At 68.8% G+C, this 20,669-nt stretch carries 18 protein-coding genes and 2 pseudogenes; 9 read left to right on the top strand and 11 right to left on the bottom strand.

Annotation, left to right across the window (positions count from 1 at the left end; genetic code table 11):
* Positions 1–3: 3 nt before the first annotated feature.
* Genes KCH87_RS01620 through KCH87_RS01610 form a run of 3 tightly spaced genes read right to left on the bottom strand, consistent with a single transcriptional unit; the run spans position 4 to position 3,696 of the window.
* Complete coding sequence (locus KCH87_RS01620) at positions 4–1,092, bottom strand: ABC transporter permease (protein WP_210583442.1); 1,089 nt, start codon at positions 1,090–1,092, stop codon at positions 4–6.
* Positions 1,089–2,024 carry an ABC transporter permease gene (locus KCH87_RS01615; protein ID WP_308298721.1) on the bottom strand — a complete coding sequence of 312 codons (936 nt, stop codon included), beginning with the start codon at positions 2,022–2,024 and terminating at the stop codon, positions 1,089–1,091. Before KCH87_RS01615 ends, KCH87_RS01620 begins: the two co-directional genes overlap by 4 nt.
* The gene (locus KCH87_RS01610; protein WP_210583439.1) at positions 2,017–3,696 is read right to left on the bottom strand and encodes an ABC transporter substrate-binding protein; all 1,680 of its coding nucleotides are present in this window, start codon (positions 3,694–3,696) and stop codon (positions 2,017–2,019) included. The genes KCH87_RS01615 and KCH87_RS01610 overlap by 8 nt, the downstream gene beginning before the upstream one ends.
* A 435-nt stretch (positions 3,697–4,131) precedes the next feature.
* Here KCH87_RS01610 and KCH87_RS01605 point away from each other — a divergent pair, with 435 nt between their 5' ends.
* Positions 4,132–4,545, top strand: coding sequence for a hypothetical protein (locus KCH87_RS01605; protein ID WP_210583438.1), 414 nt, complete (start codon positions 4,132–4,134; stop codon positions 4,543–4,545).
* Between the two features lie 188 nt (positions 4,546–4,733).
* Here the strand turns inward: KCH87_RS01605 and KCH87_RS50670 are convergent.
* Positions 4,734–4,862: pseudogene (locus KCH87_RS50670) on the bottom strand (Tn3 family transposase); the annotation flags it as partial.
* 55 nt (positions 4,863–4,917) lie between these two features.
* On the bottom strand, positions 4,918–5,433 hold the full coding sequence (locus KCH87_RS01595) for a helix-turn-helix domain-containing protein (protein ID WP_210583436.1): 516 nt from the start codon (positions 5,431–5,433) through the stop codon (positions 4,918–4,920).
* Between the two features lie 101 nt (positions 5,434–5,534).
* Here KCH87_RS01595 and KCH87_RS01590 point away from each other — a divergent pair, with 101 nt between their 5' ends.
* Together KCH87_RS01590 and KCH87_RS01585 are read left to right on the top strand one after the other, a co-directional pair.
* Positions 5,535–6,320, top strand: a complete 786-nt coding sequence (locus KCH87_RS01590) for an SDR family oxidoreductase (RefSeq protein ID WP_210583434.1) — start codon at positions 5,535–5,537, stop codon at positions 6,318–6,320.
* A gap of 24 nt (positions 6,321–6,344) precedes the next feature.
* Positions 6,345–6,704 (top strand): nuclear transport factor 2 family protein, encoded by a 360-nt coding sequence (locus tag KCH87_RS01585; protein WP_210583432.1) that lies wholly within the window; start codon positions 6,345–6,347, stop codon positions 6,702–6,704.
* An 82-nt stretch (positions 6,705–6,786) separates the two neighbouring features.
* On the opposite strand, the gene KCH87_RS01580 is transcribed toward KCH87_RS01585, so the two are convergent.
* Complete coding sequence (locus tag KCH87_RS01580; protein WP_210583430.1) at positions 6,787–8,262, bottom strand: short-chain fatty acid transporter; 1,476 nt, start codon at positions 8,260–8,262, stop codon at positions 6,787–6,789.
* 445 nt (positions 8,263–8,707) lie between these two features.
* Here KCH87_RS01580 and KCH87_RS01575 point away from each other — a divergent pair, with 445 nt between their 5' ends.
* The gene (locus KCH87_RS01575; protein ID WP_210583428.1) at positions 8,708–9,223 is read left to right on the top strand and encodes a DinB family protein; all 516 of its coding nucleotides are present in this window, start codon (positions 8,708–8,710) and stop codon (positions 9,221–9,223) included.
* Between the two features lie 122 nt (positions 9,224–9,345).
* On the opposite strand, the gene KCH87_RS48765 is transcribed toward KCH87_RS01575, so the two are convergent.
* A complete protein-coding gene (locus KCH87_RS48765) occupies positions 9,346–9,756 on the bottom strand; it encodes a MarR family transcriptional regulator (RefSeq protein WP_247195622.1) in 411 nt (136 codons plus the stop codon).
* A gap of 208 nt (positions 9,757–9,964) precedes the next feature.
* Positions 9,965–10,051, bottom strand: a pseudogene (locus KCH87_RS48760) (MarR family transcriptional regulator); the annotation flags it as partial.
* A 361-nt stretch (positions 10,052–10,412) separates the two neighbouring features.
* Here KCH87_RS48760 and KCH87_RS01565 point away from each other — a divergent pair.
* Complete coding sequence (locus tag KCH87_RS01565) at positions 10,413–11,450, top strand: hypothetical protein (protein WP_247195542.1); 1,038 nt, start codon at positions 10,413–10,415, stop codon at positions 11,448–11,450.
* A 151-nt stretch (positions 11,451–11,601) separates the two neighbouring features.
* Here the strand turns inward: KCH87_RS01565 and KCH87_RS01560 are convergent, their stop codons facing one another.
* From KCH87_RS01560 to KCH87_RS01550, 3 genes are all read right to left on the bottom strand, one after another.
* On the bottom strand, positions 11,602–12,075 hold the full coding sequence (locus KCH87_RS01560; RefSeq protein ID WP_210583427.1) for a hypothetical protein: 474 nt from the start codon (positions 12,073–12,075) through the stop codon (positions 11,602–11,604).
* Positions 12,076–12,266: 191 nt separating this feature from the next.
* A complete protein-coding gene (locus KCH87_RS01555) occupies positions 12,267–14,981 on the bottom strand; it encodes a hypothetical protein (protein WP_210583426.1) in 2,715 nt (904 codons plus the stop codon).
* Positions 14,982–15,045: 64 nt separating this feature from the next.
* Complete coding sequence (locus KCH87_RS01550) at positions 15,046–16,605, bottom strand: cytosine permease (protein ID WP_247195541.1); 1,560 nt, start codon at positions 16,603–16,605, stop codon at positions 15,046–15,048.
* 744 nt (positions 16,606–17,349) lie between these two features.
* Between KCH87_RS01550 and KCH87_RS01545 the strand changes: the two genes are divergently transcribed.
* The 4 genes from KCH87_RS01545 to KCH87_RS01530 all read left to right on the top strand — a co-directional run bounded on the left by KCH87_RS01545 (position 17,350) and on the right by KCH87_RS01530 (position 20,664).
* Positions 17,350–17,667: a MarR family transcriptional regulator gene (locus KCH87_RS01545; RefSeq protein WP_308298738.1), complete on the top strand. Its 318-nt coding sequence runs from the start codon at positions 17,350–17,352 to the stop codon at positions 17,665–17,667.
* Positions 17,668–17,750: 83 nt separating this feature from the next.
* The gene (locus KCH87_RS01540) at positions 17,751–19,262 is read left to right on the top strand and encodes a cytosine permease (RefSeq protein ID WP_210584008.1); all 1,512 of its coding nucleotides are present in this window, start codon (positions 17,751–17,753) and stop codon (positions 19,260–19,262) included.
* Positions 19,263–19,375: 113 nt separating this feature from the next.
* Entirely contained in the window at positions 19,376–19,945 is a 570-nt protein-coding gene (locus KCH87_RS01535; protein ID WP_210584006.1) for a cysteine hydrolase family protein, read from the top strand.
* Positions 19,942–20,664 carry a GntR family transcriptional regulator gene (locus KCH87_RS01530; protein WP_210583424.1) on the top strand — a complete coding sequence of 241 codons (723 nt, stop codon included), beginning with the start codon at positions 19,942–19,944 and terminating at the stop codon, positions 20,662–20,664. The genes KCH87_RS01535 and KCH87_RS01530 overlap by 4 nt, the downstream gene beginning before the upstream one ends.
* The last annotated feature ends 5 nt before the right edge of the window (positions 20,665–20,669 follow it).

Below are 20,669 nucleotides of genomic sequence, written 5' to 3'. Positions count from 1 at the left end.
GGATCATCCTTTGCGTAGGCGTGGGTCGAGGACCGTGCAGAGCAGGTCGACCGCGTGGTTGACGAGGGTGAACAGCAGGGCGATCGCAAGCGCCGCACCCTGTACGACCGGGTAGTCGCGCTGGAGCACGCCCTGCACGAGCAGGCGTCCGACGCCCGGATACGAGAAGACCGTCTCGGTGACGACCGACCCGCCCAGCAGGGACCCGAACTGGAGCCCCAGGACGGTGACGATGGGCAGCCACGCGTTGCGCAGGACATGCCGGCGTACCACTGCGCTCTCGCCGATGCCCTTCATCCGGGCGGTGCGCACGAAGTCGTCGCCGAGCACCTCCAGGACGGAGGCGCGCACGATCCGGGTGATGAACCCGGCCATCGACAGCGCGAGCGTGACCGCGGGCAGGATCAGGTGCTGGATCCACGGCCAGACCAGTTCGGGCCGGTTCTGGAGGATGGCGTCCAGCAGCACGAAGCCGGTGGTGGACTGGTAGTCGAGAGTGCTGGGGAGCCGCCCCAGCACCGGCAGCCAGCGCAGCCACACGCCGAACACGACGATGGCCAGCACCCCGAGGGCGAACCAGGGCAGCGAGAAGCTGACGGTCGCCACGGCCCGGGTCGAGGTGTCGATCCAGCTGCCCCTGCGCAGCGCCGCGACCACCCCGGTGATGACCCCGAGGAGCACGGCGACCGTCATGGCGACGAGGGTCAGCTCCACGGTCGCGGGCAGCGCGTCACCGAGCAGGCCGAGGACGCTGTTGGAGCCGTAGAAGGACGTGCCCAGCCGCAGATGGACGAGGTCGTCGAGGAAGTGCCCGTACTGCGTCAGCAGCGGCTGGTCCAGTCCGAGCGCCTTGGTGACCCGCTCCTCGTTGGCGCCGAACTGCTCGGCCGAGGTGGTGTTGCCGCCCGCCGCGAGGGAGGTCGCCGGGGAGCCCGGCAGCAGCCGTATCGCCACGAAGACCAGGGAGGCCAGCGCGAACAGCACGACGGGGATCACGGCCAGCCGGCGCAGGAAGACCCCGGTGGCGCCCGACAGCCACGCGGGCCGGGGCAGCCGTGGCAGACGCGGCCGTACGAGGGTGCCCGCGCTCATGCCGTTCCCCTCGGGTCGAGGGCGTCACGCAGGTCGTCGCCGACGAAGTTGCACGCAACGACGAACAGCAGCGTGAGCGCGGCGGGCAGCACCACGAGCCGGGGAGCCGAGAACAGGAACTCCTGCCCGGCCTGCACCATGTACCCCCAGTCGGCTTGCGGTGGCTGAATGCCCAGGCCGAGGTAGGACAGACCCGCCGCGAACCCGGCCGCGACCGACAGCGTCATCACGACCTGGGCGAGCAGCGGACCGCCGATGTTGGGCAGGACCTCGCGGACGAGGATGCGCGGCGTGCCCGTGCTGCCGAGCCGGCAGGCGACGACGTAGTCCTTGGCGGCCTCTCGGGCGGTGAGGGTGCGGGCCAGCCGGGCGAGTCCCGGTGCGAGGGAGATGCCGATGCCGAGGACCAGACTGACCGTGCCCGGTCCGGCCGCGGCCACCAGCAGGATCACCAGCAGGATGGACGGGAATGCCAGCGCCAGGTCGACCAGCCGCATCAGCGCCTGCTCCACGACGCCGCCCGCGTACCCGGCGACCAGCCCGACCAGTGTGCCGATGCCCGCTGCCAGTGCCGTCGCCGCGAAGGACACCAGCAGCAACGGCCGGGCGCCGTGCACCAGGCGGGCCAGCTCGTCGCGCCCCAGGTCGTCGGTGCCCAGGGGATGTCCGGGCGATCCGGGTGCCAGCAGTGCCGAGGAGGTCTGCCGGAGCGGGTCGGTCTGGACGAGGAGCGGCCCGAGCAGACCGGCCAGCACCAGGCCGGCCAGCAGCAGCCAGGCCAGCAGCGCGGGCCAGGACCGGGCCACCTTGCGGCGGCGCAGCGCCCTGAGGAGCCGACGGTGGGCTTCGCCGGACGGCGGGGATGAGGCCGCGGAGGCGGGTTTCGCGGCCTCCACCGGTACGGCGTCCACCGCGGCGCCGGTGTCAGACACTGGCCTTCTCCATGTAGCAGCGGTGGTTGGCCAGCGCGTCGGTGTTCATGCCCTTCACGTCCGAGCCGCTGACGACCAGGTTGCTGAAGCAGGCCAGCATGGACAGGACCATGTACTCCTCGGCCCATCTGCGCTGGATCCTCGTGTAGGCGGCGGTGCGCTTCTTCGTGTCGGTGAGGTTCTTCGCCGTGTACAGGTCGTCGGCGAGGGAGGCGGTGCCGTCCAGGGTGTCCATGCCGGAGATCTTGGAGCCGTAGATGCTGCTGGGGCTCGCCATCGCGCCGACCATGTCGTCGGGGTCGGGCACGTAGGTGTTGCGCTCCCAGATCATCAGGTCGTGATAGTCGTCGTCCGCGTCGAGGAGCCGGCTGAAGTAGGTCGCCGGGTCCACGGAGGTGGTGGCGACCTTGAAGCCGACGTCGGTGAGGTTCTGGGCGATGATCTGGGCCGCTTTGGGGTGCCAGGAGTCGCTGGCCGCCATGAGCCGTATGGTGCGGCCCGTCGCGCCGGCCTCCTCGACGAGCCGCTTCGCCTGAGCGGCGTCCTGGGCGCTGAGGTCGGCCAGGGCGGTGTCGTAGCCGCTCTGGGCGGGCGGGATGGCGTAACCCTCGGGTTCGGCGCCGATGCCGTAGAACGCCTGCTGGAGGATCGCCTTGCGGTTGACGGCCAGGTTGATGGCCTTGCGTACCTTCAGCTCGGGGACCCGGCGGGCGTCGATCATCATGATCGCGTCGGCGTTGTGCGGGGTGTCGTACACCTTCACCGAGCTGTCCTTGCGGAGCTGGGCGACCGCCGAGTAGGGGGCGAACTGCGTCGCGGACACCTCGCCGCTGAGCAGGGAGCTGACGATGGCCGAGGGGTCCTGGACCTGGCGGAGCACCAGCCGGTCGATGGGCGGCTTGCCCAGCCGGAAGCCGTCGAACGCCGTGAGCGTGACGGACTGCCCGGAGGTGGCGGAGGAGAAGGCGAACGGGCCGGTGCCCACGAGGTGCTTGCCGATGTCCGCGCCGTGCTTGTCCAGTGCGGCCTTGGAGATGACCCGGCCGCCGATGTCGGAGAGCTTGCCGAGGACGGTCCGGTCGGGTTGCTTCAGGACCATCTTCACGGTCATGTCGTCGGGCGCGGTGAGCGAGGCGACGTTGACACCCAGCCTCGCGAGCGGCCGGGTGGCACCCTTGGGCAGCGTCTTGTCCTCGGGGTCGAACTGGCGGCCGAGGCTGGCGAGCACGTCGGCGGAGGTCAGCGTGGTGCCGTCGTGGAACTTCACGCCCTCGCGCAGGGTGAAGGTGTAGGTCAGCTTGTCATCGGAAACAGTCCAGCTCTTCGCCAGGTCCGGGGCGGGCTCGTTGGTCTCGAAGGAGATGAACGTCAGGCCGCGGCAAATGCAGTCGACGGCCATCCAGTCGCCCAAAGAGGTGTAGAAGGCGGGGTCGTTGACGGCGCTGGTGGCGTCGATGGCCAGTGTGAGCGTCCCGCCCTCACCGCTGCCGCCCGCATCCTCCGCGGCGGCGCCGCAGGCGCTGAGGAGGGCGGGCAGCCCGAACCCCACGCCGACCCCAAGCAGGCCGGCGCCCCGGAGCAAGGTCCGGCGCGAGACGTCCTGCGAGGCGATTGCCGACGCCGCCGACGAGGTGGAGGCGGTCGTGGGCGATCCAGGTGTGCGGTCCGGCATGGGGCCTCCTCGGGCACCGATCCTGAAAATGGATTAAATCTGCACTGGATTGGATCCAAAAACATACTCAGTGGCTCCCGATTCCCTCTCGTGTCCCGTGAGTTAAAGGCGTGTGAAACGGGCCCGGGCCATGGTGGGCCACGCGGGCGGGACGGCGGTGGCGCATCAGCCGTCCGAAGCCCCGCTCGACTGCCTGGCGCCGGGAGAGGACCTGAGGTCTCCCGCCGGCTTCCGCTATCCGGCGTGGCGCAGGTTGTTCATGGTGGGGGAGCTGGTTTCTGAACAACTGGGCGGGCGCTGGAATCGGTGTGGCGGGGCACCGGCCGGCGGGTTCGGATCCGGGCATGCCAGAACGTCTGGGCTCCGGCGGCGTAGGAACTGCCCGGCGTCCGGCTGCCCCAGCGCATCGGTCTGACCCATCGGAAGGAAGCGATCGTGGCACGAATTCTGCGAAGGCTCATCCCTGTCACAGCTGTGCTCGGCGTAGCCGTCCTCGGCATGCCGGGCACTGCCTCGGCGGCCGAAACGGCCTACAACATCAAGGTCCAGTACCTTGAGGCCCGCCCGAGCGGTGGCCAGCAGTCCTGCGTCCAACGCCGCATCAGCCTGGCGTCCGGCTACTACGACTGGAGCCAACAGGTGGGGCAGGGGGAGCGCCTGAACGTCTACCTCGGCAAGGGCGACTACACCTGGACGGACTGTCTGCGCCCGGTCTGGGGCTACTACTCCCATACGACGACGCTGGAGCCCGACAACCCTGACTGGTCGCAGATCAACCTCCTCGACGACGTGACCTTGGACGCCTCCGACGACTACGCGTGGGGCTCCAAGCTCGACCCGAGGTTCTGACCGGCCACCGCACGGCGGCGCCGGGGCCGACCTGCCGTCCCGGCGCCACCTCGGTGTCTTCGCCACGGTCCGTACCGACTGCTCCGGTGGCCTCCAACGCGGCTGCGCCGCCGCCCACTCCAACCGCAGGTCGGCCAGCTTGCCGGGCCAGGTGGTGGCGGCCTCGGTGACGTCGGGCAGGGCGCGGATCATCCGCCGGTGCCCCGGCGTACGTCGGAGATGTCGGCGATCCTCGGCGAGAACTGGTAGCCGCAGATGGCGAACAGGCCGAAGGTGACGTCGGAGTACGACGCGGTGTCCGTGATGGGCCTGTGCGTCCTGGCCCTGCTCGAGGTCGTTCGGCGCTTGTTTCGGCGCTTGGGCGGGGCAGTTTTATGCCTGTGCGGGGGTTGCCGGTCGTGTCGTGTAGCGGTGGCGCATGGCGTCGCTGGCTGCGGGGCCTGCGGTGAAGACGTAGGTGTTGCTGTCGTCGAGCCGGCGGCCGGTTCTGGCGTCGACGACGACGGGTTCGACTTCCTCGCCGTTGTGCGCGTCGATGAGGATCATGCTGCGTTCGGCCGGTGAGAGACGGGAGTTGCCCCAGGCGGCCAGGGCGACGATCACCGGTCGCAGGGAGCGCCCCAGTTCGGTGAGGACGTACTCGTGGCGTACGGGGTTGGTCTGGTAGGGGCGGCGCTCCAGCAGGCCGTCCGCGACGAGGGTCTTCAGCCGGGTGGTGAGCATGCTGGAGGAGATGCCCAGGCTCTCCTGGAACTGGTCGAAGCGCGTGTAGCCGTCAAAGGCGTCGTGGAGGATCAGCAGCGTCCACCACTCGCCGACGTGTTCCACCGTCGTGGACAGCGGGCACTCCCGGTCCTCCAGTCTGATCCTGCTTGCCACGGCGACCATCCCCTCAGTTACTGCTAAAGTCGAAGTTAGTAGGTTCTATTTTAGCAGTAACGGCGGGAGTGGTGTGCCTTCTGCGCCCGCACCCAGGATCGGAGCGCACCGTGGCCACGTCCATCAGCGAATCCCTCGAAGGCCGGCGTGCTCTGGTCACCGGCGGCACCAAGGGCACCGGAGCCGCCATCGCCCGACGTCTCGCCCAGGCCGGCGCAACCGTACTGGTCACCGCACGCAGCCGCCCCGACGACGTCGAGGAGAAGGCGTTCATCTCCGCCGACCTGTCCACCGCCCAGGGTGCCGGCCACGTCGCCGCCGAGGTGGACGCCCGTGTGGGAGGCGTCGACATCCTGGTCAACACCCTCGGCGGGTCCGAGGCGCCGGCCGGAGGGTTCGCGGCGCTCGGCGAGGACGACTGGGCCAGGGAACTGAACACCAACCTGCTGGCCGCCGTCCGTCTGGACCGCGCACTCCTCCCGCACATGATCGCCACCGCCAAGGGTGCGATCGTGCACGTCACGTCGATCCAGCGCCGCATGCCGCTGTGGAACGGCACCCTGGCCTACGCCGCCGCCAAGGCCGCCCTGACCACCTACAGCAAGGGCCTCGCCAACGAGGTCGCCCCGCACGGCATTCGCGTCAACACCGTCTCGCCCGGCTTCGTGCAGACCACGGCCGCCGACCACCTCGTCGCCCGGATCGCCCACGACGCGGACATCACCCAGGAAGCGGCCCTGGGCCGGCTCATGGACTCCCTGGGCGGCATCCCGCTGGGGCGTCCCAACCGGCCCGAGGAAGTCGCCGAGCTCGTCGCCTTCCTCGTCTCCGACCGCGCCTCGGCCATCGTCGGCGCCGAACACGTCATCGACGGCGGCACCACCCCCACCGTCTGAACCCGCCACCCCCCAAGGAGCGTCATGCACGACAACCAGCCCCGCACCAGCATCCCGGACACCCTGCCCGAGGTGATCACCCGCTACCTGAACGCGCACCGTGCTCACGACACCGCCACCGCGATCACGGCGTTCACCCGCAAAGCCACGGTGATCGACGACGGCAACACCTACGACGGCACCGAGGCGATCGGGGAGTGGCTCGACCGATCCGCCACCGAATTCACCTACACCATCCACCTCACCGACGCCCAGCAGACCGACGCGACCCACTACATCGCCACCCACCACCTCGAGGGCGACTTCCCCGGCGGCACCATCGATCTGCGCTACCAGTTCACACTTCACGGCGGACTCATCGAACGCCTCGTCATCGAACCCTGAGTCCCCGCCCACGCGGGACCGCCGTTCCAGGCGTCGTGCAGGCCTACTTGGACGAGTGGTGATCCCCTGCTCGCTTGTCTGGTCAGGGGAAGGTCAGGGTCTGGGCGAAGAGCGTGACCAGGACGAGGACCAGCGGGAAGCAGACCAGGAACATCGCGAAGGTGTAGCCCATGATGTCGCGGGCCTTGAGGCCGAGGATGGTCAGTGTGGGCAGCATCCAGAAGGGCTGGAGGAGGTTGGCGCTCGCCTCGCCGAGGTCGTACACGACGACCAGCCAGCCCTGGTGCACGCCGAGTTGGTTGCCCGCGTCGATGACGTACGGCGCCTCGATCACCCACTTGCTGCCGCCGCTGGGCACGAAGACGCCCAGGGCGCAGCTGTAGACGGCGATGAAGGCCGGGTAGAGGAACTCGTTCGACACGGACACGAGCCAGCCGGCGATGGTCTTGCTCAGGCCGGTGAAGGCGATCATGCCGAAGATGCCGCCGTAGAGCGGGAATTGGAGCAGGACGCCGGAGGCTGCGGGAGATCCTTCCTTGACCGCCTGGGCGAGGCGGACCGGGCGCCAGTGCAGGATCAGCGCCAGCAGGATGAGGATGAGGTTGATGGTGTTCAGGTCGAGGGCGTTGAGGGCGTTGCCCTCGGCGCGGGCGAAGTAGCGGGCCACGTACCAGGCACCGAGCGCGAACAGCAGGATCGCGAAGACGGGGCTGTGCTCGATCCACTCGCCGGGGCGGCTGCGGCGCACCGGGGTGCGCTCCTCGCCGACGCTCGGGCCGAGCTCGATGCCCAACTGCTCGGCGCTCTTGGCGCGTTCGGGAGAGGGCGACAGGAACCAAGCTGTGACTACGGCGATGACGAAGACGATGGCGGTGGCGGCGATGCCCTGCCAAAGGAAGATCGTGTCGGTCAGCGGGATCAGACCGTTGCCCTCACCGCGCCCCTCGGCGATGACCGCCTGTACGGCGGGCGGGCTGGAGGCACTGCTGGCCACCTGCAATGCGGCCGAGCCGGACAGACCTTGCGCCCACACGGTGCCCAGGCCCAGGAACGCCATGGCGCCCAGCGCCCGGTAGTCGACACCCGTGAGCCGGCGGGCGATCTCCTTGGCGAGGATCGCCGTGAAGACGAGGCTGAACGCCCAGTTCAAGTAGGCGGTGACCATGGCGACGGCCGCCGTGAAGGCGATGGCCACCCGGGGCGTGCGGGGGATGCGCGCGATTCTCGCAATCAGCCGGCCGACCGGGGGCGAGACCGCCACCGCGTACCCCCCGATGATGATCATCGCCATCTGCAGGGTAAACGTGATCAGGGACCAGAAGCCCTGCCCCCATGCGTCCACCAGGCCGTATCCGCTGGTCGCCGTCGGATCGTCCGGCGCGCCGAGCAGCTTCTCGCCGGTGACGAGTCCGAGCGCGAACACCGCGAAGGTCCCCACGAGCACGAATCCGAGCGCGTCGGGCAGCCATTTCTCGGTGAAGGCGGTGAACCGCAGTGCCATGCGCGCCAGCCAGTTCTCCCGGCCGGTGGTCCGCTCGTTGGTGGGCGCAGAGGTCATAGAAGTCCTCTTCTCGAAGGGACTTGGGCAGCACTGACCCTGGTCCCGTGCGTGTGGGCTCGCGCGAGCACCCACGCCCTGGGCACTCACCTGGGTGATTCCGGCTAGCAAGGTCCCACAACACGAACGCGGTCGCCACGGTACGGAGATTGCGAAACAGCTACGGTGCGAGGCGCGGCGGGGCGGCGCCGTGTGCGTAGCGGAGGGCGTGCCTCCCCGCCTGGCACCGGGGAGTGCCCGGCTTGCAGCCAATCCACGGGTTCGACGGCGCCGAGGTGCCGTCGGCTCGCGTTTGACGAGCCTTCCTGAGGTGCCTCCTGCTGCCATCGCGGTGTCCGGCGGATCTTGCCAGGCTCTCCCCGAGCACCGACGATGCTGTGGCACTTGACGGTGCTTCCGATCAATTGCGTCGACATCCGTTCCGAGCTGCGGGAAACTCCCCGTGATGACTCAACGAACCGACACGCCTCCTACGTGGGACGAGCGTGCGCAGCTGGTCACCTTCCTGGACTACGCCCGTGACACCGCGCGAGGCAAGTGTGCGGGCGTGTCCGCCGAAGACGCCCGCAAGGCCCCGCTCCCGAGTTCACCGCTGATGACGTTGTGCGGGCTGATCAGCCATCTGCGGTGGGTCGAGTACTACTGGTTCCAAGTGATGTTTCTGGGCGAGGAACTCGCGGGACCGCTCACCGAGGCGACCGACGATGATCCCGACCCTGAGATGCGGACAGCAGTCGACATCCCGTTGCCCCAGCTTCTCGCCGAGTACGAGGAGCAGAGCGCCCGCTACCGCCGCCTGGTGTCCGACCACGACCTGAACTCAACGGCCAAGCGCCCCATCAGCGACGGCCGCCACGTCGACCTCCGGTGGGTGATCCTCCACCTCATTGAGGAGACGTCCCGCCACAACGGCCACCTCGACATCGTGCGTGAGCTCGTCGACGGGCGGACCGGCGCCTGACTGATCGTTTTAGAATGCGATGCGTAGTCGTCTCAAGCAGATGACGGAGCAGGCGAGTTCGAGTTTCAGGCTCCGGTCCTCTCGGATGCCTGGTCGATCGCCAGGGCGAGTGAGGCCGCGTACTACTCCGCGTGGCTCGTCAGCGTGTATTCGTCGCCCCTGTCACCAACCATGTCACGCCAGTGCTTTTCAGCGGAGCGGATGAGGTCGTCGCCGAGGCGTTCGAGGAATCGGCCTGCCAGGGCGAGCCGGGATCCGGCAGCGGTCTCGGCGCCGAAGAGCTCGGCGCCGCGCAGCGCGGTGGCGGCGAACCGCTGGTTGGCGGCGACGCTGGCCGCGACGGTCCGCAAGCCCGCCTTGTCGTCAAGGAAATACCGGTGGCGGCGGCCACGGTCATCGCGGCCGCGTCGAATCAGATCTTGCCGCTCCAGCAGGCGGACTGCGTACGAGATGGTCGCCGCGCTGACTTGCAGGTGCTGCGCCATCTCGATGGCGGTGCGACTGCCGGACTCGGAGGCGAACAGGCAGGCCATCACGCGGGCGGCGGTGCGCGGGAGGCCGGTTTCGACAAGTGCTGTGGTGAGGTCGGTGACGAACGCGGCCGTTGCGTCGGGGCGGGGACTGCGGCCGGCGCTGGGCTCGGTGGGTGGTCGCGAGCTGTGCGAGTTCCGCGCGGTACCGGGCAGGTCCGCCGTTGCGCGCGACCTCGCGGCTTACCGTCGAGGCGGGACGGTTCAGGCGTCTGGCGATGTCGGCGTAGCTCAGGTGCTGTGCCAAACCCGCGGCGATCTGGTGCCGGTCGGCTCTGGTCAGCCTGCGTCCTGGCATCGGGGTCGGTTCCTCTGATTCCGTCGTCTCGGCACACAGTGTGTGCACCGGTCGCCGATCGTTGCAACACCCTCTCTTTCGCCGTGCATTGACCATCACTGTCATTGCAATTGACAGTTGCGTAGCTGACCAGCGCAAATAGCACGGTCTCGAGGAGATCGCCGTTGACTGGCATTTCGACTCGTACCTAACGTTCGGCTCCGAGCGCCGAACACGGGTGTCAGGTGGTCGCCCAGGGAGATGCGAGGTGGCAGCGCGGCCAAGGTCGCCGTCGAGCTGATCTCCAGACGCACCCCGAGTAGTCCATGCGATCCGTCCGCCGAACCGATTCCCATCGACGTCCGGCGAGACGCAGCAACAGATGTCGATCGATCGTCAGGAGCATCCGATGCGAGCCAAAGGCATCACCTACGACACCGGCTTCACTCCGGGTGGAAAGAGTTCGCGGCCTGTCTTCGACGCCGACGCGGTGCGACGCGAGATCCGCGTCATCGCAGACGACCTGCACTGCGATGCCGTGCGGATCACGGGCGGCGACCCTGGGCGACTGGCCCTTGCGGCCTGGCACGCCGCCGATGCCGGGCTTGAGGTCTGGTTCTCCCCATTCCCTTGCGAACTGTCCGCCGAGGAGCTGCTGCCCTTCTTCGCCACCTGTGCCGTCCGCGCCCAGGAGGTGGGAGCGGACGTCTTCGTCACCGGCTGCGAGCTGAGCCTGTTTGCCGCCGACATTCTCCCCGGAGACGACAGCCTCGCCAGAATCGAAGCCCTGACCAGCGGTGCCCCCGAGGCATTGGCCGGGCTCGCCGAGGTTCCTGCCCGGCTGAACTCCTTGCTGGCCAACATCGCAGAGACGGTGCGGTCACGGTTCCGCGGAAAGATCACCTACGCTTCCGGAACGTGGGAACAGGTCGATTGGGCGCCCTTCGACATCGTAAGCGCGGACGCCTACGGCGATGCCAGTGACGCCTTCCGTCAAGGCCTGCGGGAGTATTTCCGGCACGGCAAGCCGCTCGCGGCGACCGAGTTCGGCTGCTGCACCTACCGGGGCGCAGCCGAGCGCGGCGGCATGGGCTGGGTAGATGTCGTCGATCACGACGCCGATCCGCCCCGCATCAACGGCGATTACGTCCGCGATGAGGAAGAACAGGCCCACTACCTGCGCGAGATGCTCGCCGTCTTCGACGAGGAAGGCGTGGACACCGCCTTCTGGTTCACCTTCGCCGGCTACGAGTACCCGCACCACGCCGACCCGCGCTTCGACCTCGACATGGCCTCCTACGGGGTATGCAAGGTCATGTCCGACGGCAGCCTCGCACCGAAACGCTCATTCCACGCCATGGCTGAGGCATACCGATCAGCAACGTCAGCGCCGCGCGACCTATCGGACACGCCAACTTGATCAAGTTGCTCAAGCGCCAGATGTTCTGCCGCCCAGGCTCCGAACTCCTCTGTAAACGTGTCCTGTTGGCGTGACTGAGCGTCACCGCACCATACGAACCGGACCAGAGCCCGAAGATCAATTGCAAAGCCACGAAGCATGAGTCGGCGCGTCACTGATCATCGAGGGATGCCTGCCGGGCAAGGAACTCCTCGAACGCCGCCTTCTGCTTCGGATCCATGAAGCCTTGGCGGACATTGCGGGCTTTCTCCTGGAGCCAGTGGGCCTCGTCGGGGTCCAGTAGCTCGGCGACCACCACGCCTTTTCGAGCGACTGCCGTGCGCCGTCCTGCGCGACGACGAAAGAGTGTGAACGCGCCGAATTCCGCTGGGTGGGCGAGTTCCGGCTCCTCCGCCACAGCCCGGTTCTCTTCCCCAGCGCCACTCATCGGGTAGGCGGTGGGAGCCCAATGCTCCCAGAGCGCCAGCGTGGTCGCTGGCACCAGCACCGCGCGTTCCGCCTCTTCACGCCCCTCCCACATGAACGTGACAGTGACGGGCTCGCCGACCGCCTCGGCCAACCCGAGCACTCTCTCCATCTCATCGTTGACCGGGTAACCCACCACTACATCGATCTGAATGCCCATGGTGCCTGAGGCTACGGGCCGCTTCTGACATGCCGGCCGCCCAAAGCTCCTGCGCCTCGTCGACCACGGCGCACCAGGTGGACCGTCCGCAACCGGTGATCTCACCGAACACTGGCGCTACCCCCAGAGCCCGGAACGTCCAGCAGGCTCCAGTCACCAAGATCCAGACCGACCTGACGGAGTCCGGAGTCCTACTCGGACTTGATGTCGGCCGTCGTGCCCTCCGGGTATACGTACGACTGCGCCAAGCGTGGCCGCAGCAGTGGCGCGCTCAGAAGTCCGCTCGGTTCCCCGCGGCCTGGCACGTAGTGGTTTGCCGCCGTGGATGCCACCGTGATCGTGACGGTGTTCATGCCGCCGCTCAGCACTCCGGGGGGCAGTGCGCAGATGAACGGACCCCATCCCCAGTCTCCGACCTGTTGTCCGTTGATGTCCGCGCGTGCGCTGCTGCCGACGCCCGGCAGCACGAGTTCCCATACGGGCCATTGCTCCAACTCCTCTGAGTCGAGCGTGAACTGGGCTGTGTAGATGCCCTCTCCCGCGATGTCCGGGAAGCCCTGCCGCTCCCATCCTCGCCGGACGTCGACGCCGGCCAGTTCACGGTCGGCCAGGCTCAGTGTCCAGCCACTGTCGAGCACCTTCGTCTCCGGTACGTCCTGGGATCCCGGCCCGGCTGCGATGCTCAGGCAGGAGAGCTCGGCAGGGTGCAGTACGAGCGACTGGGCTCCGGTCAGCGGGCGTGGCTTGCTCGTACGTCCGGTTGCGGGATCCCACCAGGTGACGGTTGCCGGAAGTGCCGCCGGGCGCACGGTGACCACCTGGCGCTCGGCGGTGTCGTTGAACAGCGCCAACCGGGTCGCGCCTGCCAGTGTGCGGCGCGTTGTCCACACGCCGTGTCCTGCTTCGGCGGTCGCGGCCGGGGGACTGGGTACCGCGGCCAGGCGGCTGTCGGCCTCGCCGGCCGAAGGCACATGCGGCCAGTGTGCGCCGCGCGGCCCGGTGAGCAGCGCCCGCATTCGCTGCGTCAACTCGTCGCGGCCGTCCCCGTGTTGAAGCAGCCGGGGGAGCGGCCCCGATGCCAGGACTGTGCCGTCCGCCCGGACGAAGTCCTCCACCGCGTCCACCGTGGCCATGTCTTCAAGAACCTCGGCGCCCGGCAGGATCAGCGCGATGGTGCCGGGCGCGAGGCCGATGCGGATCTGTTGCTCGTCGACGATCTGGAAGTCACGACCGGCACGCGCCAGGTACTCGGCCCAGAACGCGAAGTGCTCGCCGTAGGGGTGCTCGGGGCCGCCCGCCCAGCTGGTGCGCAGGGGGTAGAGAAGCGCAATGCCGGGCAGCGGCTCGGCGGCGTCGAGGAATTCCGACAGGCGGCCGGACTCCTCGGCGAATGAGCGGTGATGGGTGAACCACGGCTCGTGGTTGACGCCCGGGGGGAAGTCCAGCCGTGGGTCGGTGAAGACCTGTCCTTCGGCGCCGGGGCCGGCGGGGGCGTCGGTGAGCCAGAACGCGTGCGTGAGCAGTTGGCGCGCGCCCAGGAGATGGTGCCGCATCGTTGCCGCGCGCAGCCGTCCCAGGGTGAGTTCCCAGGCGCCTTCGGCGAAGTGCGATCCGGCTGTCGTGCTGGCGAAGTACTGCTCCACCAGGCAGCCGGACCGGCCGTGTGCCCGGGCGAGGGAGTCGCCGAACTTCGCCGCGAGCTGCGGGTGGTCGTTGCGGGCGTCGACCGCCGTCATGTCGCGCCAGCGGTCGAGAGCGAAGTAGTCGGTGCCGAAGTTCGTCCGCGGGTCGTCGGTGATGACGGTGCTGGTGGGATCCCATGAGGAGACATAGCCGAGCACCTCGTGGCCGGACAGGGCCACACCGTGCGCACGGCACCAGGCCGACAGCGTGCCGAAGAAGGCGTCGATGCCGGTGTTGGCGTACCGCTCGAAGAACGCGCACCGCCATGCCTCCGTTCGCGGTCCCACTGGGCGGGCCAGGGACAACAGCACCCGGAGGTCGTCGGGCACGATCGAGGGCGCGTACATCAGTGAGGCGGTGACATGCCCCGTCTCCGCCTGGCGTTCGGGTGCGAGCAGGTCCTCGTGGAGCTGTCGCCAGTGGTAGAAGCAGCCGTGCGGCTGATCGAAGAAGACATACCTGACCGTGGTGCCCAGGTGTTCCCCGAGCACGCGGGCCAACGGCTCGTAGCCCACCTGCAAAAAGCGCTCGGCGGCCTGCGGCAGCAGATAGTTGATCATTCGGCTGGAGGCACACCGGGCCGCGGTGAACACGGTCACCTCGGCATCCCGGCCGGCCCAGGCGACCACCTCGGCGGGCACGGACACCACGCAGCCGTCCGGGCCGGTACGCACCAGCCGCGCCTCGTCGGTCACGTCCACGATGGACGTCTCGTCGGCGATGGCGCCGCGGGGGTGGGCCAAGGCCGCCACGATCTCCCAGTCCTCCCACCGGGGCGCGCCGCCGTCGAAGACCCACTCCTTACCGGGCTGGAGCAGATACTCCACGTCCTGGGCGGTGATCGAGTCGACCGAGCACTCCACGGGTGCGCCGCCCGATCCTGCGGGGGCGGACGAGAAGAACATGTGGCGCTCCCGCAGATCGTCCCGCCCCTCGACCGTGCGTCCGCCCGCGTGTCCGGACAGCCAGTTGTACTCGTCGTAGATCCCCATCAGCAGCCCGCGCTCCGCTGCCTCCTCGGCTGCGCGCCGGTAAGCGGCGAGATAGGCCTCCCCCAGGTACTCCGCGCGGGGAAAGGACAGCCGGGCCTGGATCTGGAACGACCGGAACCCGGCCGCCGCGAGCGAATCGAGCTGCTCACGGATCTCCTCGTCGGTGGGGACACGCTGCCAGAACCAGTATGTTGCCGGCGCGTGCCAGTGGTCTGGGTCGGCGAAGCTCATGGCGGTGTCCTGTCGCTGTGGTCGCTCGCTGTGGTCGCTCGGTGGGGGAGTCGGGAAGGGTGGCCTACGTGGTCGTCCGTGTGGAGCCGTCCCCGTCCGTGGCCCCGACTTGGGTGCGCTCGCTGTCGGTGGCGGGATGCGCGGGGCCGGGCGAGTGACCTCGGCCAGGGTCGATCCGAAGCGCGAAGGTGAGCGTCGCGTACAGTGCGGCGCCGACTCCCATGGCGACCAGGACGCCGATGTTGGTCGTCCCGATCAGTCCCTTCTTCTGGTCGTCGGTGAGCAGGAACCCGACTGCCTTGGCGATGTTCGGATCGGAGGAGGTCACCATGCCCAGACCGATGACCGTCGCCGCCAACAGGGAGATCAGTGCCGTCCAGCGGCCGCTGCGGCCCCCCTGCCCGGCGGGCAGGGCCGGTGTCACTGGCCACCCCTGGCGGCGTTGCCGGATGAAGTCGAGCAGCTGGATGGCTCCCATGGTGCCCAGGACCACGGCGATCAGCGCCAGGAACGCCTGGAAGGTGGCGAGGAAGGACGTGGAGACGAACAGCAGGTAGAAGGCGCCGGCCGAGATCACCACCATGTTGATCACCGTGGTGCCGGCCCGTGAGACGGGGACGCCCAGGGCCAGCAGCGCCAGGCCGGAGGAGTACAGCCCGGTGATGGCGGCGGCCACCAGCGAGATGACGATGACGATGCTGAAGGGCACGAAGAACCACATCGGCAGCAGTCCTGTCAGCGCCGCCACCGGGTCCGCCGCGGCGGCCGAGCCGAGCGCGGGGTCACCTGCGACGAGCAGGATCCCCAGGACGAGCAGTACCGCGACGGGCAGGGTGATCCCGCCGGCCGTCCAGCCCACCACGCCCGCGGCCGGCGTGCGGCGCGGCAGGTAACGGGCGAAGTCGCCGCCGTAGTTCAGAAACCCGATGCCGACCAGGGTCATGGCGAGGATCATCCCGCCCACGAACTGGCCGAACGAACCGGCGGGCGCGTCACCGATGCGGCTCCAGTGGATGTGCGGAACCATCAGCGCGATGAAGATCACGGTCATCACCGAGGTCAGCCACGCGATCCACTGCTCCACCCGCACGATCACGGCGTGCCCGAGGACCGCGACCGTGACGGTGACCACCAGGACGACCACGAACCACACCACTACGGCGGCCGTCGTCCCATTGCCGTCCGAGTCGGCAAAGGCCCCCGGCCACAGACGGGCGAAGAGGTTGGCCCCGGTCGTGGAGGCCAGCGTGATGATGGTGACCTTCCAGCCCACGTTCGACAGGTAGGCGAAGAACGTCGGGAATTTGTTGCCGTGGAAGCCGAAGGCGATCCGGGTCTGGGTCAGCGTCGGCAGTCCCGTTCGAGGCCCTCCGACGGCCAGGATCCCGACGAGGACCGCCGACAGCGCGTAGCCGAGCAGCCCGGCCAGGGCAGCCTGCCAGGCGTTGAGTCCGACACCGAACACGTAGATGCCGTAGCTGACGCCGAGGATGGACACGTTCCAGGAGAACCACACGCCGAACAACTCGCGCGGTGTGCCGTGGCGTTCGTCGTCGGGAATGGGATTGACGCCGTTGCGTTCCATCTGGGGTATGGCGGGGCCCGGTTGGACGGTCTGGCTCATGGGTGAACTCCTTCGTACGCGCGAGCGGCGGGGATCAAAGAGAATTCGAGCGGGTGAATTCGAGTGGGTGAAGAAGCCTTCGGTCTCGAGGCCGTGGTGGGTTGCGTCGACCGGCTTCGTCGTCGGAGCCGACCGGGCCATGACTCGGTGACTTCGGCCATTCGATGGGCGCCCGGTTCACGGCCGCTGCCCGCGGCGCCTGCCCGCTGCGCGGAACCGAAGGAGCACGGGGCGGTCCAGACCGAGGTCGCGGATCACGGCTTCGGTGTCGTCCGTGTAGCTGTTCACTGTGGAGCCGGAGTCGGGCCGTATGGACCCACCGGCTGTTGGTGGGGATGCCGGCCCATGTCGTCGTTCGCGAGTCTTGGCCGGTCAGGTGTGGCGCTCACTCCATCGGGGTGGGCGCCAGGGTGGGGGAGTGGGGCATGATGGCAGATCCTTTCGAGCGGGGAGGTGACCCACCAGAAAATAATCCGGACACGGATTATTGGTGTCCGGTATACCAGTCGCCGCGAGTCCTGCCTAGAGTCTTCTTGCGGCGTCCAAGGGGGGATGCGGCAGGATCGGGAGGCTGGCTCGATGGGTGACACCGCAGAATCAAAGGCCGCGCCGCAGGCCAGCCCGCCGGCCTTGCTGGAGGCCCCCGGCTTTCTGGTCAGACGCTTGTATCAGGCATACACATCGGCCTGGATGCGTGGTGTCGACTCTTCGTTGACGGGTCCCCAGTTCGCGGCGCTCACCGCGGTGGGGGCGTGCCCAGGGCGGGACCAGTCGTCGTTGGCTTCTGCGGTCTCGCTGGACGCGTCGACGATGACGGACATCGTCCGACGGATGGAGAAGCGCGGACTGATCACGCGGCGGACGCCGGAGTCCGACGCCCGCCGCAAACTGCTGTACCTGACCGACGAGGGACGGAGCGTGCTGGAGCAGGCCAACCATCTGGCCCGACAGCTGGACGAGAAACTCCTCCGACCGTACGGGGCACTCGAACGCGAGCAGTTGATGGTGATGCTGGCCCGACTCGCCGACCACTGGGAAACCGTGCCCGGGGAGTTTCGGTAGTCGACTCCGCCGCAGCCGTCTCTTGACGTCCCGGGCCCGTCCACTTAGCTTCGCCTGAACACGTCTAGACAGGTAGGTCGATGATGGCGGAATCTCCCGGCAGCAGAACCGGCGGCGGCGCCCCCGGCAGGCAGCAGCTCCAGGTGGAGGCGCACGGCCTCGACGTGATCGGGGACACCGAGCGCAAGGGCACGCCGCGCACGCTGTTCTGGCCCTGGTTCGGGGCCAACGTCGGGGTTCTGGGCCTGAGTTACGGCGCCTTCGCGCTCGGCTTCGGCATCTCCTTCTGGCAGGCGCTGGTGGCCGGATCGCTCGGCATCGTGCTGTCCTTCCTGCTCTGCGGCTTCATCGCGGTGGCGGGCAAGCGCGGGTCCGTGCCGACGATGGTGCTCAGCCGCGCCGCGTACGGCGTCCGCGGCAACAGGCTGCCCTCGACGATCTCGTGGATGCTGACCGTCGGCTGGGAGATCGTGCTCGTCTCGCTCGCCACCATGGCCACCGCCACCGTCTTCGACCGGCTCGGCTGGGGCGGCGGTACCGAGACCAAGGTGGTAGCCCTGGTCCTGGTCAGCGCGCTGACCGTGGTCGGCGGGGTGATGGGCTTCGACCTGATCATGCGCCTACAGACGATGATCACCGTGGTCACCGGCGTACTCACGATCGTCTACATCGCGCTGGTGGCCGACCACATCCACTGGCACACAGTCAGCGCCGTGCCGGCCGGCTCCGCACAGGAGTTCATCGGCGCCCTGGTCTTCATGATGACCGGCTTCGGCCTCGGCTGGGTCAACGCGGCCGCGGACTACTCCCGTTACCTGCCGCGCGGCTCCGCCAGCCGGGGTGTCATCGGCTGGACCACCTTCGGCGGCTCGGTGGCGCCACTGCTTCTGCTGGTGTTCGGCCTGCTGCTGGCGGGCTCCTCCGGCGACCTCAGCGCGGCCATCGCCCTCGACCCGATCGGCGCGCTGACCACGATCCTGCCCAAGTGGTTCCTGGTCCCCTTCGCTGTGGTCGCCGTCCTCGGCATGGTCGGTGGCGCGGTGCTCGACATCTACTCCTCCGGCCTGGCGTTGCTTGCCGCCGGTCTGCGGGTGCCGCGGTACGTGGCCGCGCTGGTCGACGGCGTCCTGATGATCGCCGGTTCGGTCTACATCGTGTTCTTCACCGACAACTTCCTCGGTCAGTTCATCGGCTTCCTCACCACGCTGGGTGTCCCGGTCGCCGCCTGGTGCGGAATCATGCTGGCCGACCTGGCGCTGCGCCGCCACGACTACGACGAGGCCGACCTGTTCCGCGGCAGCGGGCGCTACGGCGATGTTCCACTCCGGCCGCTGCTGCTCACGCTGGCCGCGACCGCGCTCGGCTGGGGGCTGGTCACCAACGCGGCCGCAAGCTGGCTGGAGTGGCAGGGCTATCTGCTCGGGCCGCTGGGCCTGGGCGGGAAGTCGGGCGCGTGGGCGTACGCGAACCTGGGCGTGCTGGTGGCACTCGTGCTTGGTTTCCTCGGCACGCTGGCCCTCGGTGGCGGGCGGGTACGGGCGCAGGAACGGCGGGCGGCGAGCCCGGTGACGACGGAGGAAGTGCTGAGCGGATGAGCACAGATGGAGTACAGGAAGTTCGGTCGGATGACGGCGTACGGCGTGGTCGGCCGGGCGAGAACGCAGGGGAGGCCCGGCCGCAGGGCGTAGCGCACGCTCGGCCGGACGGTGTGCCGCGCGGGCTGCTCGCCGTCATCGACATGCAGCGCGTGTTCGCCGAGCCCGACAGCCCCTGGGCGACCCCCCGCTTCGACGAAGCAGCCGGGGGAGTACGCCGGCTGCTGCCGGTCTTCGGGGAGCGCGTCACGTTCACCCGGTTCGTCGCGCCCGACAAGCCCGTCGGTGCCTGGCGGGCGTACTACGAGCAGTGGCCCTTCGCGCTACAGCCGCCGGGGTCCTCGCTGTGGGAGCTGACGGACGAATTCGAGGCGCTGGCCCCGGACTTGGTGGACGCGACCACCTTCGGCAAGTGGACTCCCGAGCTGGCCGAGCGCGTCGGCTCCGACGGACGGCTGGTGCTGGCCGGGGTCAGTACGGACTGCTGCGTGCTGTCGACCGCTCTGGCTGCCGCCGATGCGGGCGTGGAGGTGGTCGTGGTCGCCGACGCGTGCGCGGGAGTGGACGACGCGTCGCATGCCATGGCGCTGCAAGTGATGGACCTGTACCGGCCGTTGATCCGGGTCGTCACGTTGGACGAGGTGCTCACCGGGAGCGACTTGGGCACCGGGGACCCGTCATGACCGGCATCCGGCTCAAGCACCAGCAGATCACCGACGTGCTCGCTCGGGAGATCCGCAGCGGGCGCCTGCCGACCGGCGAGCAGTTGCCGGGGGAGTACGCGCTGGCCCAGCGTTTCGGGGTCAGCCGCACCACGGTCCGGGCGGCGCTGGCCGAGCTGAACGAGACGGGCTTGATCACCACCCGCACGGGCAAGGGCTCGTATGTGCTCTTCGACGGCCGGCCGCTGGACAACCGGCTCGGCTGGGCGCGCGCCCTGGAGGTCCATGGCATCGACACGCGGGTGCGCACCCTCACGGTACGGGAGGTCACCGACGAACAGCTGGCGGATCAACTCGCCATGGACAAAGCCGTGTTCGTGACGGTCGAGCGGACCCGGGAGCTGGTCGGGAACGGCTGCGTGATCACGTACGAGCGGAGCTTCCTGCCCTGCGTCCCCGGGACCCGGGAGTTGCCGCAGCGGAGGGATCTCGATGAGCTGTCGCTGACCGAGGTGATGCGGCAGGCCGGGTTGCACGCCGATCATGGCGAACAGAGCCTGGCCGGGCGGCGGATCGACGCCCGCGAGGCGGAGCTGCTGCGGCGCAGACCGGGCGACTGGTTCCTGGACGTGCGGCGGACGAGCCGGGCGGCCGACGGCTCCCTCGTCGAGCATGTCGTCAGTCTGCTCGATCCCGAGCACTTCCAGCTGTCCCTCGAGTTCGGCTCACACGCCGACTGACGGGT

It is taken from the genome of Streptomyces sp. GESEQ-35 (assembly GCF_017948485.1).
Lineage (GTDB): Bacteria > Actinomycetota > Actinomycetes > Streptomycetales > Streptomycetaceae > Streptomyces.
Note: the sequence above shows the minus strand (reverse complement) of the source record. Positions and strands in the feature narration are given on the sequence as shown.

Coding starts and splice junctions, on each gene's coding strand:
- KCH87_RS01620 (WP_210583442.1), bottom strand. CDS start 1,092: ATGAGCGCGGGCACCCTCGTACGGCCGCGTCTGCCACGGCTGCCCCGG.
- KCH87_RS01610 (WP_210583439.1), bottom strand. CDS start 3,696: ATGCCGGACCGCACACCTGGATCGCCCACGACCGCCTCCACCTCGTCG.
- KCH87_RS01595 (WP_210583436.1), bottom strand. CDS start 5,433: ATGGTCGCCGTGGCAAGCAGGATCAGACTGGAGGACCGGGAGTGCCCG.
- KCH87_RS01585 (WP_210583432.1), top strand. CDS start 6,345: ATGCACGACAACCAGCCCCGCACCAGCATCCCGGACACCCTGCCCGAG.
- KCH87_RS01580 (WP_210583430.1), bottom strand. CDS start 8,262: ATGACCTCTGCGCCCACCAACGAGCGGACCACCGGCCGGGAGAACTGG.
- KCH87_RS01575 (WP_210583428.1), top strand. CDS start 8,708: ATGACTCAACGAACCGACACGCCTCCTACGTGGGACGAGCGTGCGCAG.
- KCH87_RS48765 (WP_247195622.1), bottom strand. CDS start 9,756: ATGGCCTGCCTGTTCGCCTCCGAGTCCGGCAGTCGCACCGCCATCGAG.
- KCH87_RS01565 (WP_247195542.1), top strand. CDS start 10,413: ATGTCGATCGATCGTCAGGAGCATCCGATGCGAGCCAAAGGCATCACC.
- KCH87_RS01560 (WP_210583427.1), bottom strand. CDS start 12,075: ATGGGCATTCAGATCGATGTAGTGGTGGGTTACCCGGTCAACGATGAG.
- KCH87_RS01555 (WP_210583426.1), bottom strand. CDS start 14,981: ATGAGCTTCGCCGACCCAGACCACTGGCACGCGCCGGCAACATACTGG.
- KCH87_RS01550 (WP_247195541.1), bottom strand. CDS start 16,605: ATGAGCCAGACCGTCCAACCGGGCCCCGCCATACCCCAGATGGAACGC.
- KCH87_RS01540 (WP_210584008.1), top strand. CDS start 17,751: ATGGCGGAATCTCCCGGCAGCAGAACCGGCGGCGGCGCCCCCGGCAGG.
- KCH87_RS01530 (WP_210583424.1), top strand. CDS start 19,942: ATGACCGGCATCCGGCTCAAGCACCAGCAGATCACCGACGTGCTCGCT.